The sequence below is a fragment of the Neisseria montereyensis genome, assembly GCF_024834045.1.
Taxonomy (GTDB): domain Bacteria; phylum Pseudomonadota; class Gammaproteobacteria; order Burkholderiales; family Neisseriaceae; genus Neisseria; species Neisseria montereyensis.
In genome coordinates this window covers 231,394-245,169 of record NZ_JANUXW010000002.1, presented here as the reverse complement: position 1 = coordinate 245,169, position 13,776 = coordinate 231,394, and the positions used below count along the sequence as shown (strand labels likewise).

The window sequence follows — 13,776 nt, the reverse complement described above, 5'->3', positions numbered from 1 at the left end:
ATAAATGTTAATTGGCGTTATTAAAGATTGATACTTGTAAATTTTCCCGCCTACTGGCATGATGCGTAACAACAACCTCCGGTTTTGTCGGCATTATCTTTGCGATATCAAACCGAAGCTGTTTCAAATCAGAAAAACAGGATACAAAAAATGACTAGCAATCATAAACATACGCATGCCCAATGGGGTTCCCGTTTGGGCTTTATTTTAGCGGCGGTAGGTTCCGCCGTCGGCTTGGGTAATATTTGGAAATTTCCTTATATGTTGGGTAAAAGCGGTGGCTCTGCTTTTATGTTTACCTATTTGGCCTGTATCGTTTTAATCGGTTTGCCGATTTTATCTGCCGAATGGTTAATCGGCCGCCGCGGACAACGCAACCCGATTGATGCTATGAAAACAGTTGCCCAACAAGAAGGTCGCAGTAAAGCTTGGGCGATTATCGGTGCTTCCGGTACTTTGGGGGGTTATCTGATTTTGTCTTTTTATAGTGTTATCGGCGGTTGGTCCCTCAACTATATTTTTAAATCAGGTTCCGGCCTCTTTTCCGGCATGACGGGCGAACAAACCGGCGCGGTTTTCACCTCTATGCTGGCCGACCCCACCAGTTTGCTGATATGGCATACCGTTTTTATGGCAGTAACGATTTTTATCGTAGCCGCAGGGGTAACGGGCGGTTTGGAAAGAGGCTCTAAAATTCTAATGCCGCTATTGGCTGTATTTTTAGGCGTTCTTGTTATTTATGGTGCGAATACCGGCCATTTCGGTGAAGCCCTCAGCTTCCTTTTCAAACCTGACTGGGGTGCCATTAATGCCGATGTTTTATTATCTGCCTTAGGCCATGCTTTCTTTACGCTGTCTCTGGGCATGGGTATTATGTTGGCCTACGGTTCTTATCTCGGCAAAGAAGTGAATCTGTTGCGCTCCGCTTCCATTGTAGTGATTTTGGATACGGCGATTGCCGTATTAGCCGGTTTGGCGATTTTCCCGATTGTATTCGCCAATGGTTTGGATACCGAAGCCGGCCCGGGTCTTGTGTTTGTTACCCTGCCGATTGCTTTCGGTAATATGAGCGGCGGTACGGTTTTAGGTTTGATTTTCTTCCTTCTCTTAAGCTTTGCCGCAATCACCTCTTCTATTTCCTTATTAGAATCTTCCGTTGAGTTTCTTGAAGAACGCACATCTTTAAACCGTGTCGGCAGTACCATAGTAGCCGGTGTTGTGGTTTGGCTGATAGGCATTGGCTCCGCATTGTCATTCAATGTATGGAGTGAAGTTAAATTGATGGGCTTGAATATTTTCGACTTGTTAGATGTATTCACCAGCAAATTTATTCTGCCTGTATCCGGCTTTGCCATTGTGGTCTTTATGGGTTGGTTTATGAAACAAGACAGTATCCGCGACGAACTACGCTTAGGCGGTGCTTTTAAGCTCTGGCAGTTTATTTACCGTGTGATTGCTCCGGTTGGCGTGATTATTGTATTTGTTCAGCAGCTTATCGGTTAATGAGCATTAACTTATAAAACCTAACAAGCAGGCCGTCTGAAACGTTTCAGACGGCCTGCTTGTTAGGTAAATTATCCGTTATCGGCTATTCGCTATATAATAACCATTTTTGACTTAGAATCTATTATGAAACATATCCACATTATCGGCATCGGCGGCACCTTTATGGGCGGCTTGGCGGCCATTGCCAAAGAAGCCGGATTTAAAGTAACGGGTTGCGATGCCAAAATGTACCCGCCGATGAGCACACAGCTTGAAGCCTTGGGCATCGGCGTGCATGAAGGCTTTGATGCCGCTCAATTAGATGCTTTCCCGGCAGATGTTTACGTTATCGGTAATGTGGCCAAACGGGGTATGGATGTGATCGAAGCCATTTTAAACCGCGGCCTGCCCTATATTTCCGGCCCGCAATGGCTTTCGGAAAATGTTTTACAAAGCCGTTGGGTACTCGCCGTGGCCGGAACGCATGGCAAAACCACAACGGCTTCTATGCTGGCATGGGTGTTGGAATTTGCCGGTTTAGCGCCCGGTTTTCTCATTGGCGGCGTACCGCAAAATTTCAACGTATCCGCCCGCTTGCCACAGGCACCACGCCAAGATCCCGCTAGTCAATCGCCTTTTTTCGTGATTGAAGCCGACGAATACGATACCGCCTTTTTCGACAAGCGTTCAAAATTCGTTCATTATCGGCCGCGCACCGCTATCTTAAATAATCTGGAATTTGACCATGCCGATATTTTTGCCGATTTAGCGGCCATTCAAACCCAATTCCACCATCTTGTCCGCACCATTCCTTCAGACGGCCTGATTGTTTCCAACGGCAGCGAACAAAACCTAAACGATACTTTGGAAAAAGGCTGTTGGACGCCGGTAGAAAAATTCGGCATAGAAAGCGGTTGGCAAACAGGCCAAGTGGCCAGCGACGGCTCTTTTGATGTTGTGCTTTCCGGCCAAAAAGTCGGCCATGTCGCTTGGGATATTATCGGCGAACACAACCGCATGAATGCTTTAGCCGTGATTGCTGCCGCCCGTCATGTAGGCGTAGATATTCAGACGGCCTGCGAAGCATTGAGCGAATTTAAAAATGTTAAACGCCGTATGGAAACCAAAGGCACGGTGAACAATATTACCGTATACGATGATTTCGCCCACCATCCTACCGCCATTGCCACCACCGTTGCCGGATTACGCCAGAAAATCGGCACCAACGGACGGATTCTGGCCGTTTTGGAACCGCGCTCCAACACCATGAAACTCGGCACCATGAAAGCCGCACTACCGGAAAGCCTGCAAGATGCCGATTATGTGTTCTGCTACACAGGCGGCGTGGACTGGGACGTTGCCGAAGCACTATCCCCTTTAGAGGGCAAACTGCATACCAATAAAGACTTTGAAGCATTTGTTGCGGCTATCGTAGCCAACGCCCGTAGCGGCGACCATATTTTAGTGATGAGTAACGGCGGTTTCGGCGGTATACACGATAAGCTATTAACCGCATTGACTTCGTAGCCGCCACCGAATATAAATAAACGGCCGGATAATATTATCCGGCCGTTTATTTATTCGAAAAGTATCGGCAAGCCCATATTATCGGGTAGCCGCCGCTTTAACCTCAACTTGAACCGTTTGCGGCTGAGCGTTTTTAAATCTTAATGTTAGCGGGAATGTTTCCCCTGCTTTCAACGGTGCTTTCAAGCCCATAAACATAATATGGTAGCTACCCGGCTTCAGCTCGACTTCTTTGTCTTTGGGTAGGACAACACCGCCTTGAACTTCACGCATCCGCATGACACCGTTATCATTAATATGCGTATGCAATTCAACTTTTTCAGCCACCGGGCTGGATGCACCGACCAAAACATCATCGCTACCGGTTTCATTGGTAATTTCCATAAACGCACCGCCCATGCTCATGCCGGCAACCGTTGCACGCGCCCAAGCATCATCAATATCCATGCCTGCCGCCGCGGCAACTTGGCAAAAACCGGCCAATACACATGCGCCTAACCATTTTTTCATATTATTTATGCTCCTAATTGATTTATTTTCAGTATAGAAAATGAAAGCGGCCAATCGGCCGACTACCAAATATTCAAACCGTATTCCCGCCAAAGTGCCATAAACCACAAAACCGCCAGCAAAACCAACGCCAGCATTTGTGCCGCCGATCCTGCATCTTTCGCACGCTTGGCCAATTCATGATGTGCGGTAGTAGTATGGCCAACTACCGCTTCAATAGCGGTATTGAATAACTTGACGATTAACGATAAAAACGAGGCAATAATCAACATCATGCGGGTTGCCGGGCCAAAATCCAATATCACGGCAACCACCAACAAAATCACATTCAACCAAACAAGTTGGCGGAATGTACGTTTATGGCGGTGTACGGCACTCAGACCGTCTTTGGAAGAATCGACGGGCTTCACGATATGCCCGACGCTGCTTTTTTCTTTTACTTTTTGTGCGTATTGTTTATCAGACATCATTTATCCCACCAAAGCCATTATTCCGTTGTTAAGCGACATGCTTCACTACGACTATTCATCAATTGCTTCATAATTCGCTGTTAAATTATATGATAATTTATTCGGCTTGTTAAACACCGACCTCTGCTTTAAAAATAAAAATAACGACAGAAAATGACAGACAGAAAATTGTAAATTTTCTTATAAATTATGTTTAAAAGATTTAAGCATCATTTAAATTTACTTTCAAACAACCTCTATATAATCAATAAAAAACAATTATTTATATATAAATAATCAATATAATCATAAGAAGGCGCTGTAAAAACCGGCTACTGCCTATACCTTGTTTACTACAAATAGCAGGAGTAAATTTTTACTTTTACCCAGTCCGAATCCTTTTTAACCATAACATAAATCAGGAGGTCATAATGAATAAAATTACCGGCTCGGATGCCATGATGAAAGTCTTACACGAATGGGGAATTAAACGGATTTACGGTTTGCCCGGCGGCTCTTTCGATTCGACAATGAATGCGATTTATAACTGGCGCGATAAGATTCAATATATCGGCGTGCGCCATGAAGAAGTCGGCGGTTTGGCTGCCGTTGCCGAAGCCAAGCTCACCGGCAAAATTTCAGTGATGTTCGGCTCGGCCGGCCCGGGCGCGGCGCATTTGCTCAATCCGATTTATGATGCGGCCACCGATAATATTCCGGTGTTGGTGCTGGTCGGTCAGGTACCCAGCTCACGCATGAATACCGATTATTTTCAGGAAATGCCGGAAAACCCGATGTTTGCCGATGCGGCGGTTTATAACCGCACGGTAATGACGGCGGAGCAATTGCCGCAAGTTGTCGATACCGCGATTCGTCAGGCATATGAGAAAAAAGGCCCTGCTGTCGTGGTGATTCCGAAAGATTTCGGCTGGACTGAAATTGATGATAATTATGTGTCTTCTGCGCAAAAATATGGCACACCGCAATGGCAACTGCCGGCAAAAGACGAAGATGTCGAAGAAGTGCTTAATCTGCTTGAAAAAGCCAAACGCCCGATTGTGTATTTCGGGCAAGGTGCCAAAGGTGCGGCAGACGAATTACGCGAACTGGCGAAATTATTGAAATTGCCCATGCCCGCCACTTATCTGGCTAAAGGGATTTTAGAGGGCGGTGAAGAATTTTATATGCTCTCGACCGGACGCGTCGCCACCAAACCGGGGGTAGATGTTGCGCGCGCGGCGGATTTTGTATTGTTTGTCGGTACCAATTTTGAGTTTCCGATGTTCTCACCGGAAGCGACGTTTGTTGATGTTAACCTGAAGCCGTCGGTTATCGGAGCAAGACACCAAACCAAATTGGGCATTATTGCCGACGCGCCGACCTTCTTACGCCAACTTATCGCCGCGGCGAAAAAACGCTATGGCGAAGACGGCGCGGATTACAATAACAAAGGCATCAACCACGATGCTTGGTATGCCGCTGCGGTAGAAGATAAAAACCAATGGAACGCATGGTTGGCTAAACGCGCCGCCAATACCGCCAATCCGGTCGGCTTCGAGCGGATTTATAAAGCGATTAATGCCACTGCCGCGAAAGATGCCATTTTCGGCGTTGATGTCGGCAATGTGAATATCGCCGTTGCCCGTCTGCTGGATTTAGGTGGTGGACGCCGTCAGGTTACTTCCCCACTCTATGCCACGATGGGCTTCGGTATGCCCGCTTCTATTGCCGCCGCTTTGGAATATCCTGATCGTGAGATTTGGAGTTTGTCCGGCGACGGCGGGCTGGCGATGGTGGTACAGGACTTAATTACCCAAGCCGAACACAAGCTGCCGATTATGAACCTTGTGTTTACCAATCAGTCTCTCGGCTATATTGAGGCGGAACAAGACGATACTCATCAACCGCATTCCGGTGTGAAATTGCAAGACGTGGATTTTGCCAAAGTGGCGGAAGGCTTCCAAGTTGCCGGATTTACCGTGCGCACTGAAGACGAATTAGAACCGACCTTGCAAAAAGCCCAACAGGTAACCCGCGCAGGTAAACCGGTGCTTGTAGATATCAAGATTTCCAATGAGCGCTTATTGCCGGTTGAGCAATTTCCGCATCGCCGTTCCGGCCATCCTGCCGTGATTACGGATTTTGATGAATTTGTGAAGCATTTCCAAGCAGAAGCGCTGGAGCCGTTCGGCGAAATTCTCGACCGCCACGGCGTTGAAAACTTCTAATCAAAGCTAATCCCCACAAAAAACCGGCAGCGTTATGATACTGCCGGTTTTTATCTGATGCCAATCATTCAAGTATGGTTGCTTATCCCACTAAAGCCATTATCCACAACACAATAACACCGGCCAAAGTCAGATATTGCGCCGCCGAGCCGACATCTTTGGCTTTTTTGGCCAACACATGCATTTCTTCCGAAGTATGATCTACCGCTGCTTCCAAGCCGGTATTAATCAATTCCACCACAATGGAAAACAGAGATGCCAACAATAAAATCATACGCACCGGCAAAGTAAAATCCAATACCACAATGCCGATAAGCAATACCGCATGTATCCATAACAGCTGACGGAATCCCTGCTCTTCACAAGCCGAGCGGATACCGTCGGCAGAATAGCCCAATGCTTTGATAATTCGGCGGACACCCTGCCCGCCTTTCATCGTTGCCGCATAGCTTTGCGGTTTCTTTTCAGACGGCATCTTTTCAGACGGCCTCAGACCATTCGGCGACAGCATCAGCAAATACGGCCGCAACATCATAGTCTTTTTGTTTCATAATTTCTTGGAAACCGGTCGGGCTGGTCACATTCACTTCAGTCAGATAATCGCCAATCACATCCAAACCGGCCAATAAAATACCGCGCCGTTTCAATTCCGGCGCCAGAGATTCGGCAATTTCACGGTCGCGGGCAGACAATTCCTGCGCCACACCGCGGCCACCTGCCGCCAGATTCCCTCTTGTTTCGCCTTTTTGCGGAATCCGTGCCAACGCAAACGGTACCACTTCGCCGCCAATCACCAAAATCCGTTTATCACCATCAACAATTTCGGGAATATATTTTTGCGCCATAATGGTGCGCGTATCCAACTTCATTAGGGTTTCTAAAATACTGCCGATATTCGGGTCAGACTCGGTTAGGCGGAAAATGCCCATACCGCCCATACCGTCGAGCGGTTTCACAATAATATCGCCATGCGTTTTTAAAAAAGCACGCACATCTGCCGCATGGGTAGAAACCAATGTTGGCGCAGTAAACCGGCTGAAATTCAAAATCGCCAGTTTCTCATTGAAATCGCGCATAGCTTGGCCACTATTGAACACTTTCGCACCTTGCGCTTCGGCCAAAGTCAGCAGTTGGGTGGCATACAGATATTGCATATCGAAAGGCGGATCAGTACGCATAATCACGGCATCGTAGTCTTTTAAGGCCGTCTGAACCGCCGCTTCGGTTTCAAACCATTGTTTGTCGTCATCACTTTTCGCGCCGTTGAATACAAAAGCCGACGCTTGTGCCACCACATCACCGTCTTTCACCGATAAGCTGCTGCTCAAGGTATGCGACAAACGCCAGCCCCGCTTGGCCATTTCACGCATCATCACATAAGTGGTATCTTTATAGGTTTTAAAGGTTGCCATCGGATCGGCAATAAACAAAATATTCATAAGTTTTCCTTATTATTAAACGTCATTATCATACGCCGTCTTTAGGCCGTCTGAAAAGCTTTCAGACGGCCTTTAAACCTGCCAATTGATTGGCGTAATGCCGTGTTTTTCTAGATAATGATTGGTGCGTGAAAAATGCTTGCATCCAAAAAATCCGCGATGGGCGGATAAGGGCGAAGGGTGCGGTGCCGCAAGCACCAAATGACGGTTGCGGTCGATAAACGCGCCTTTTTTCTGGGCATGGCTGCCCCATAACAAAAACACAATATGTTCGCGGTGGTTATTCAATTGGGCAATCACACGGTCGGTAAACTGCTCCCAACCCAAAGCCGCATGAGAATGCGCCTGTCCGGCACGAACAGTCAGCACGGTGTTCAACAGCAATACGCCCTGATCCGCCCAAGATTGCAGATAGCCATGATTAGGTATGTGAAAACCGGCGATATCGTCGGCCAATTCTTTATAAATATTCACCAGCGAACGCGGAATCACAATATCGGGGCGAACCGAAAAAGCCAAACCGTGTGCCTGCCCTGCGCCGTGATAAGGGTCCTGCCCTAAAATCACCACTTTCACCTGATCAAATTCAGTGGCTTTAAACGCATTAAACACATCGGCGGCCGGCGGATAAATAATCTGCCCGATTTCACGCTCTGCCCGTACACTCTTTAAAATATGTTGAAAATAAGGCTGCTCTTTTTCCGAGCCGATGGCCTCATGCCAAGTCTGCATAAACCGCACTCCGTTGGGTTTTGATTATCCGCATTATATAAGATAAAAAAGGCCGTCTGAAAAGTTTCAGACGGCCACTCTCATATCATATAGACGGATACGGCCAAACAGTAAAAATGCCCTGTTTTATTTGTTATAATCATACGTTTCTTTTATCACGCACCATCATTATGCTCAAATTTACCCTACACAAAACCGACGGATACGCACGCCGCGGCACATTAGAATTGAATCACGGCACCATCGAAACCCCGGTTTTTATGCCTGTCGGCACTTACGGCTCGGTGAAAGCCATGACGCCGCAAAACCTGCACGATATCCATGCACAAATTATTTTGGGTAATACCTACCATTTATGGCTGCGTCCCGGACTTGAAGTCATCGAACAATTCGGCGGCCTGCACGATTTTATCGGTTGGAATAAACCGATTCTCACCGATTCGGGCGGCTTTCAAGTTTTTTCTTTGGCGGAAATGCGCAAACTCACGGAAGAAGGCTGTACTTTCAGAAGCCCGATAAATGGCGACAAGCTGTTTCTTTCGCCCGAAATTTCTATGAAAATCCAAACCGTGCTCAATTCCGATATTGCCATGCAGTTAGACGAATGCACGCCGGGCGAAGCCGACCACAAACAGGCGCAAAAATCCCTACAAATGAGCCTGCGTTGGGCGGACCGTTCGAAAAAAGCCTTTGAAGATTTAAAAAATCCGAATGCCTTATTCGGGATTGTACAAGGCGCCATGTTTGAAGACTTACGCGAAGAATCTTTAAAAGGCTTGGAAGAATTCGATTTTCCCGGCTTGGCCATCGGCGGCTTATCGGTTGGCGAACCAAAGCCGGAAATGTACCGCATGATGCGTGCCGTCGGCCCCATGCTACCTGCCCATAAGCCTCATTATTTAATGGGTGTCGGCACGCCTGAAGATTTGGTGTACGGCGTAGCACACGGCGTTGATATGTTCGACTGCGTAATGCCGACCCGCAACGCCCGCAACGGCTGGCTGTTTACCCGCTTCGGCGATATTAAAATCAAAAATGCCAAACACAAACTCGACAACCGCCCGTTAGACGAAAGCTGTACCTGCTATACCTGCCAAAATTTCAGCCGCGCCTATCTGCACCATCTGCATAAAGCCGGTGAAATTCTGGGGGCTCAATTGAACACCATTCACAATCTGCATTTTTACCAAACCATTATGGCCGAAATGCGTGAAGCCATCGAGCAAGGCAGATTCAGCGATTGGCAGGCTCAATTTCATGAGAACCGTGCCCGAAAAGCAGATGCTTAAACCATAAGCACCATCACAAAAGAAAACGGCAGCCATTTAAGGCTGCCGTTTTCTATCCGGATACTACATGCCGTTCAATCATTACATAGCTGGGGCAGAAGCATCAGTGGCTGCATCGGTTGTCGGCGCCGCACGATCAAAACCTTTGTCTCTCATGCAGGCATCAAAAACAGCACGGTCTTGGTTATCACCCACGCTGGCTTGACATTCTTGAAGCGCTTGGTCAACAGTCATAGGTGCCACTGCAGGGGTAGGTTCCGTATCACCGGTCATATTGCTGGAACAAGCACTCAACATCAAACCCGAAAAAGCGGCAGTGATTAATAATTTCTTCATAAAATCGTATCCTTTCTCTCAATTGGATTTCTTACATTTTCTCGGTAGCTGCCGTCTGAAAAAACGCAGCCGTTTCGGCTTCAAACCGATAGATGCAGACATAGCCGCATTGTGTAATAAGAGTATCTGCCGCCCGATAAGTTTCTCAAGAAACGCAAGGGTATGCTAATATTTTTATTAAAAAAAAAATTTATTTTAACAAAAATTATTTTTAAATTATAAAATGCTGAAATCATTTTATGGAATTAACAAATTTAATACCGATTATCTGAGAAAATATCCGCTTGTTGCTTCCACACCCTGTTGTCTCTATATTTTTATTCAAAATACAGAGGCGTTGTAAAAAAACATTTGCCCCTTGCCATCCTTACCCAATCACACATTTTTTTATAAAAAATAGTTTAAATATCGGGCAGATATGGCACAATGTCATCTTTTTTTCGGAGTAGTGCGTTTATGGACACGGCGCTTTTACTATCCGGTGTACTGGCTTTGGGTATCGGCGCACAATGGCTGGCTTGGTATCTGAAGCAACCGTCGATTTTATTCTTACTGTTAATCGGCATTATCATCGGTCCTGTTTTAGGCTATTTCCAACCTGACGAGGTATTGGGGAAATTATTGTTCCCCTTTATTTCACTAGGCGTGGCCGTGATTCTGTTTGAAGGATCGCTTACCCTTGAATTTCATGAAGTCAAACAACACGGCCGCATGGTGCAAAATCTGGTCACCATCGGTGCATTCATCACAATTATCGTTATCTCGCTAACAGCTTATTCGCTGTTTGATATGGATCCCCAAGTCGCCCTTTTATTCGGCTCTTTGGTTTGCGTGACCGGGCCGACGGTGATTACCCCTTTATTGCGCAGTGTGCGGCCGAAAAAAAATATCAGTAATATCTTAAAGTGGGAAGGTATTATTATCGACCCTATCGGTGCCATTGCGGTGGTATTGGTATATGAATACATTATTTCAGGCGGTCATAACAGCTCTTTAATGCTGTTTGGTGAAATCGTGTTATTGGCCTTTGTGATGGGTATGGTCGGTGCGGCACTTCTGGCATTTCTGATTAAACGGTATTGGATTCCGGAATATCTGCGCAATGTGTTCACCCTTGCCTATGTATTGTTTCTATTTTCGTTCTCAAACCATTTAGAACACGAATCCGGCCTGCTCACGGTTACCGTTCTCGGCGTAGCATTGGCCAACTGGAAAGGCTTCCCGCGCGACCACATTTTGGAATTTAACGAATCACTCACGGTTTTGCTGATTTCGATGCTGTTTATTATTTTGGCTGCCCGTATGGATTTGGCCGCGCTGGCAACCGTCGGCTTTAGCGGCATTGTATTGCTGTTGATAGTGATGTTCGTCGCACGTCCTTTAGCCGTTTGGGCATCTGCCAAAGGCACATCGCTCACCACCAATGAAAAACTGATGATTAGCTGGATTGGCCCGCGCGGTATTGTGGCCGCTGCCATTTCTTCGTTGTTTGCCATCCGTTTGGAAGATCAAAACCTGCAAGGCGTCGAGCTTCTGGTGCCGTTGGTGTTTCTGATTATTATCGGTACGGTATTGATTCAAGGCTTGGGTGCGAAATTAGTCGGTACCATTTTACAGGTTCGCGAACCGAGTAATAACGGCGTATTGGTTGTCGGCGCCAACCAAGCCGCCTTGACGGTTGCTAAAGCGATTAAAGAACAAGGCTTTGAAGTATTGGTGGCCGATGCTAGCTATACCAATATATCCAAAGCACGCATGATCGGTTTGCGCACTTATTACGGCAATCCGGTATCGGAACACGCCGAACTGCATATGGACTTAATCGGTATCGGCCATATGTTTGCCATGAGTACCGACCGCGAATTGAATACTTTATGCGAAATGCACTACCGCCACGAATTCGGCGAACGTAATGTTTACCGCTTACAGCTGCCCGATGAAAAATCACGGCCGGAGCGCCACCGCAGCCAACAGAGTTTTGCCTCGCACTATCTGTTCGGTAAAGACATGACCTACAGCAAACTGGCCAGTATGGTGTCTAAAAATGCGCGTACCAAAACCACCAACATTACCGCTGCCTATAATTACACCCAATATCAACAAGACAATAAAAACGCCATTCCTTTGCTGATTATTGATAAACACGGGGTAATGCGTGTCATCACCACAGACTTCAACCCCAAAAGCCAATCCGGTTATAAATTAGTCGCATTGGTCACCGATGGCGAAGAAGCTGAAACGGTAAAAGCATAAATACCTAACGGTAATATAAAGGCCGTCTGAAAACGATTCAGACGGCCTTCTTTCATATGTATGCGCTATAAACAACTATTCATCTTCACCGCTATACTTATTCCGTTTCAGCAAAATCCGCACCGCACCGTCATTACCGGCACGCGGCTCGGCATAAGCCAATACATCCGGATGTTCCATTAACCAGCGGCGAACCAATGTTTTCAATACAGGTTTATAGCCGGAAGAACCTAAGCCGCTACCGTGTATGATTTCACCGCACACCCCGCGCTTGCGGGTAAATACGATAAACTCATTCAATACCTGCTGAGCCTGTTCCTGCGTATAGCCATGTAAGTCCACATCCGCCACTACCGGCCAATGCCCGCTTTGCAAACGGCGGATATCGTTTTTACCCTGCCCGTTTTTGCTAAACGAAGACGGCGGTTCATCCAAAATAGAATCACCGACATAAAAATAATCACCCTCACCCAACGCGTCTTCCTGCTGTCGGCGCGGTTTAAGCGGCGTATTATCACGAGGCGGCATATAGCGGTTGCTGTTCTTCAAAGGCACCACATCGGCCATTGCTTTGGCAAAATCCGGTTCGGCAGCCTGTTTTTTACGCGCTGCCGCTTCCTCAGCCGCCAGCCTTTCCTGCTTGGCCTGTTTACCTAACGCTTTCAACGTGTTTTGAAAGTCATCACTCATCTTACCACCTTATCCGACTCAAGCTGTTAAGTGTTATCGAAACGGCGGACATCATCGATGGTTATTTTGCCGAAATCTTTATCATCAATGATTTTAGCAATACGGGCGGCTGTATCACTCGGACGGCTCAACAATCCGTGCTCTTCCGCAGCTTGCAAGTTTTTCAGCATCGGGAAATCTTCAACCTTGGCAGCACGAAGCAAATCTTGCATCGGCGTATCCACGATGCCCGGAGCAATACTGGCAATCGCCACGCCGGGATGCTGTTCGGCAACAATACAGCGGGCATGATGGTCCAAAGCGGCTTTGGTACCGCCATACACGCTCCAACCGGCATAGTTTTCACGGCCGGCACCACTGCTGATATGGATAATTTTCAATAAGGTTTCAGACGGCTTAATGGCAATCAAATGATTCGATAATAAAAACGGCGTAGCAATATTCAGCGATACCGCCATGGCGATTTCCGCCGGATTTTGTTTACCGGCTATCGCATTCGGCTTGGTTGTGCCGGCATTATTAATCAAGATGATTTCTTTGGCATCTGCCACAAAATCTTTTAAAAGGCCGTCTGAAAGCAGTTTGTTTACTGCATCGCCATCGCTCAAATCAACTTGGTATTGTTTCAGGTTTTCAGACGGCTTAGGCTCCGCCGCTCTTCTGGCCAACCCCAAAACCGCATAACCTTGTTTCAAATAATGCTCGGCCAAAGCAAAACCCAAACCGCTGCTGTATCCACTGATAATCACTTTTGTACTCATCATAAACCTCTCTTTTTTTATGCTCAAAATAAATATTTATTTTATCGTAAACCCGTGCGACTATCTCAAATTAATAC

Annotated in this window: 13 protein-coding genes; 5 read left to right on the top strand and 8 right to left on the bottom strand. The window is 46.9% G+C overall.

The window, feature by feature from the left end; translation table 11 throughout:
- The first annotated feature begins 150 nt into the window (after positions 1-150).
- On the top strand, positions 151-1,503 hold the full coding sequence (locus tag NXS09_RS03460) for a sodium-dependent transporter (RefSeq protein ID WP_259291159.1): 1,353 nt from the start codon (positions 151-153) through the stop codon (positions 1,501-1,503).
- Between the two features lie 126 nt (positions 1,504-1,629).
- A complete protein-coding gene (gene mpl, locus NXS09_RS03455) occupies positions 1,630-3,012 on the top strand; it encodes a UDP-N-acetylmuramate:L-alanyl-gamma-D-glutamyl-meso-diaminopimelate ligase (RefSeq protein ID WP_259291158.1) in 1,383 nt (460 codons plus the stop codon).
- 78 nt (positions 3,013-3,090) lie between these two features.
- Here the strand turns inward: mpl and NXS09_RS03450 are convergent, their stop codons facing one another.
- Together NXS09_RS03450 and NXS09_RS03445 are read right to left on the bottom strand one after the other, a co-directional pair.
- Positions 3,091-3,522: a copper chaperone PCu(A)C gene (locus NXS09_RS03450; RefSeq protein ID WP_259291157.1), complete on the bottom strand. Its 432-nt coding sequence runs from the start codon at positions 3,520-3,522 to the stop codon at positions 3,091-3,093.
- A gap of 62 nt (positions 3,523-3,584) precedes the next feature.
- Positions 3,585-3,989 (bottom strand): diacylglycerol kinase, encoded by a 405-nt coding sequence (locus NXS09_RS03445; protein WP_259291316.1) that lies wholly within the window; start codon positions 3,987-3,989, stop codon positions 3,585-3,587.
- 413 nt (positions 3,990-4,402) lie between these two features.
- On the opposite strand from NXS09_RS03445, the gene spxB reads away from it, so the two are divergent.
- Positions 4,403-6,199 carry a pyruvate oxidase gene (gene spxB / locus NXS09_RS03440; RefSeq protein WP_259291156.1) on the top strand — a complete coding sequence of 599 codons (1,797 nt, stop codon included), beginning with the start codon at positions 4,403-4,405 and terminating at the stop codon, positions 6,197-6,199.
- 82 nt (positions 6,200-6,281) lie between these two features.
- Here spxB and NXS09_RS03435 read toward each other — a convergent pair whose 3' ends face one another.
- The 3 genes from NXS09_RS03435 to ung form a co-directional block, all read right to left on the bottom strand.
- The gene (locus NXS09_RS03435; protein ID WP_259291155.1) at positions 6,282-6,674 is read right to left on the bottom strand and encodes a diacylglycerol kinase; all 393 of its coding nucleotides are present in this window, start codon (positions 6,672-6,674) and stop codon (positions 6,282-6,284) included.
- Positions 6,675-6,678: 4 nt separating this feature from the next.
- Entirely contained in the window at positions 6,679-7,638 is a 960-nt protein-coding gene (gene gshB / locus NXS09_RS03430; RefSeq protein WP_259291154.1) for a glutathione synthase, read from the bottom strand.
- Positions 7,639-7,710: 72 nt separating this feature from the next.
- Positions 7,711-8,370 (bottom strand): uracil-DNA glycosylase, encoded by a 660-nt coding sequence (gene ung / locus NXS09_RS03425; RefSeq protein ID WP_259291153.1) that lies wholly within the window; start codon positions 8,368-8,370, stop codon positions 7,711-7,713.
- A 170-nt stretch (positions 8,371-8,540) separates the two neighbouring features.
- On the opposite strand from ung, the gene tgt reads away from it, so the two are divergent.
- Positions 8,541-9,659: a tRNA guanosine(34) transglycosylase Tgt gene (tgt, locus tag NXS09_RS03420; RefSeq protein ID WP_259291152.1), complete on the top strand. Its 1,119-nt coding sequence runs from the start codon at positions 8,541-8,543 to the stop codon at positions 9,657-9,659.
- 81 nt (positions 9,660-9,740) lie between these two features.
- On the opposite strand, the gene NXS09_RS03415 is transcribed toward tgt, so the two are convergent.
- Positions 9,741-9,995 carry a hypothetical protein gene (locus NXS09_RS03415; RefSeq protein WP_259291151.1) on the bottom strand — a complete coding sequence of 85 codons (255 nt, stop codon included), beginning with the start codon at positions 9,993-9,995 and terminating at the stop codon, positions 9,741-9,743.
- 456 nt (positions 9,996-10,451) lie between these two features.
- Between NXS09_RS03415 and NXS09_RS03410 the strand changes: the two genes are divergently transcribed.
- Positions 10,452-12,248: a cation:proton antiporter gene (locus NXS09_RS03410; RefSeq protein ID WP_259291150.1), complete on the top strand. Its 1,797-nt coding sequence runs from the start codon at positions 10,452-10,454 to the stop codon at positions 12,246-12,248.
- Positions 12,249-12,323: 75 nt separating this feature from the next.
- On the opposite strand, the gene NXS09_RS03405 is transcribed toward NXS09_RS03410, so the two are convergent.
- Together NXS09_RS03405 and NXS09_RS03400 are read right to left on the bottom strand one after the other, a co-directional pair.
- Entirely contained in the window at positions 12,324-12,938 is a 615-nt protein-coding gene (locus tag NXS09_RS03405; protein WP_259291149.1) for a Smr/MutS family protein, read from the bottom strand.
- 26 nt (positions 12,939-12,964) lie between these two features.
- Complete coding sequence (locus NXS09_RS03400; protein ID WP_259291148.1) at positions 12,965-13,702, bottom strand: SDR family NAD(P)-dependent oxidoreductase; 738 nt, start codon at positions 13,700-13,702, stop codon at positions 12,965-12,967.
- Positions 13,703-13,776 lie beyond the last annotated feature (74 nt).

What these genes read in the sequence shown, in the direction of transcription:
- NXS09_RS03405 (WP_259291149.1), bottom strand. Translation starts at nt 12,938, where the DNA reads ATGAGTGATGACTTTCAAAACACGTTGAAAGCGTTAGGTAAACAGGCC.
- ung (WP_259291153.1), bottom strand. Translation starts at nt 8,370, where the DNA reads ATGCAGACTTGGCATGAGGCCATCGGCTCGGAAAAAGAGCAGCCTTAT.
- gshB (WP_259291154.1), bottom strand. Translation starts at nt 7,638, where the DNA reads ATGAATATTTTGTTTATTGCCGATCCGATGGCAACCTTTAAAACCTAT.
- NXS09_RS03410 (WP_259291150.1), top strand. Translation starts at nt 10,452, where the DNA reads ATGGACACGGCGCTTTTACTATCCGGTGTACTGGCTTTGGGTATCGGC.
- NXS09_RS03435 (WP_259291155.1), bottom strand. Translation starts at nt 6,674, where the DNA reads ATGCCGTCTGAAAAGAAACCGCAAAGCTATGCGGCAACGATGAAAGGC.
- NXS09_RS03460 (WP_259291159.1), top strand. Translation starts at nt 151, where the DNA reads ATGACTAGCAATCATAAACATACGCATGCCCAATGGGGTTCCCGTTTG.
- tgt (WP_259291152.1), top strand. Translation starts at nt 8,541, where the DNA reads ATGCTCAAATTTACCCTACACAAAACCGACGGATACGCACGCCGCGGC.
- mpl (WP_259291158.1), top strand. Translation starts at nt 1,630, where the DNA reads ATGAAACATATCCACATTATCGGCATCGGCGGCACCTTTATGGGCGGC.
- NXS09_RS03450 (WP_259291157.1), bottom strand. Translation starts at nt 3,522, where the DNA reads ATGAAAAAATGGTTAGGCGCATGTGTATTGGCCGGTTTTTGCCAAGTT.
- NXS09_RS03445 (WP_259291316.1), bottom strand. Translation starts at nt 3,989, where the DNA reads ATGTCTGATAAACAATACGCACAAAAAGTAAAAGAAAAAAGCAGCGTC.
- NXS09_RS03415 (WP_259291151.1), bottom strand. Translation starts at nt 9,995, where the DNA reads ATGAAGAAATTATTAATCACTGCCGCTTTTTCGGGTTTGATGTTGAGT.
- spxB (WP_259291156.1), top strand. Translation starts at nt 4,403, where the DNA reads ATGAATAAAATTACCGGCTCGGATGCCATGATGAAAGTCTTACACGAA.
- NXS09_RS03400 (WP_259291148.1), bottom strand. Translation starts at nt 13,702, where the DNA reads ATGATGAGTACAAAAGTGATTATCAGTGGATACAGCAGCGGTTTGGGT.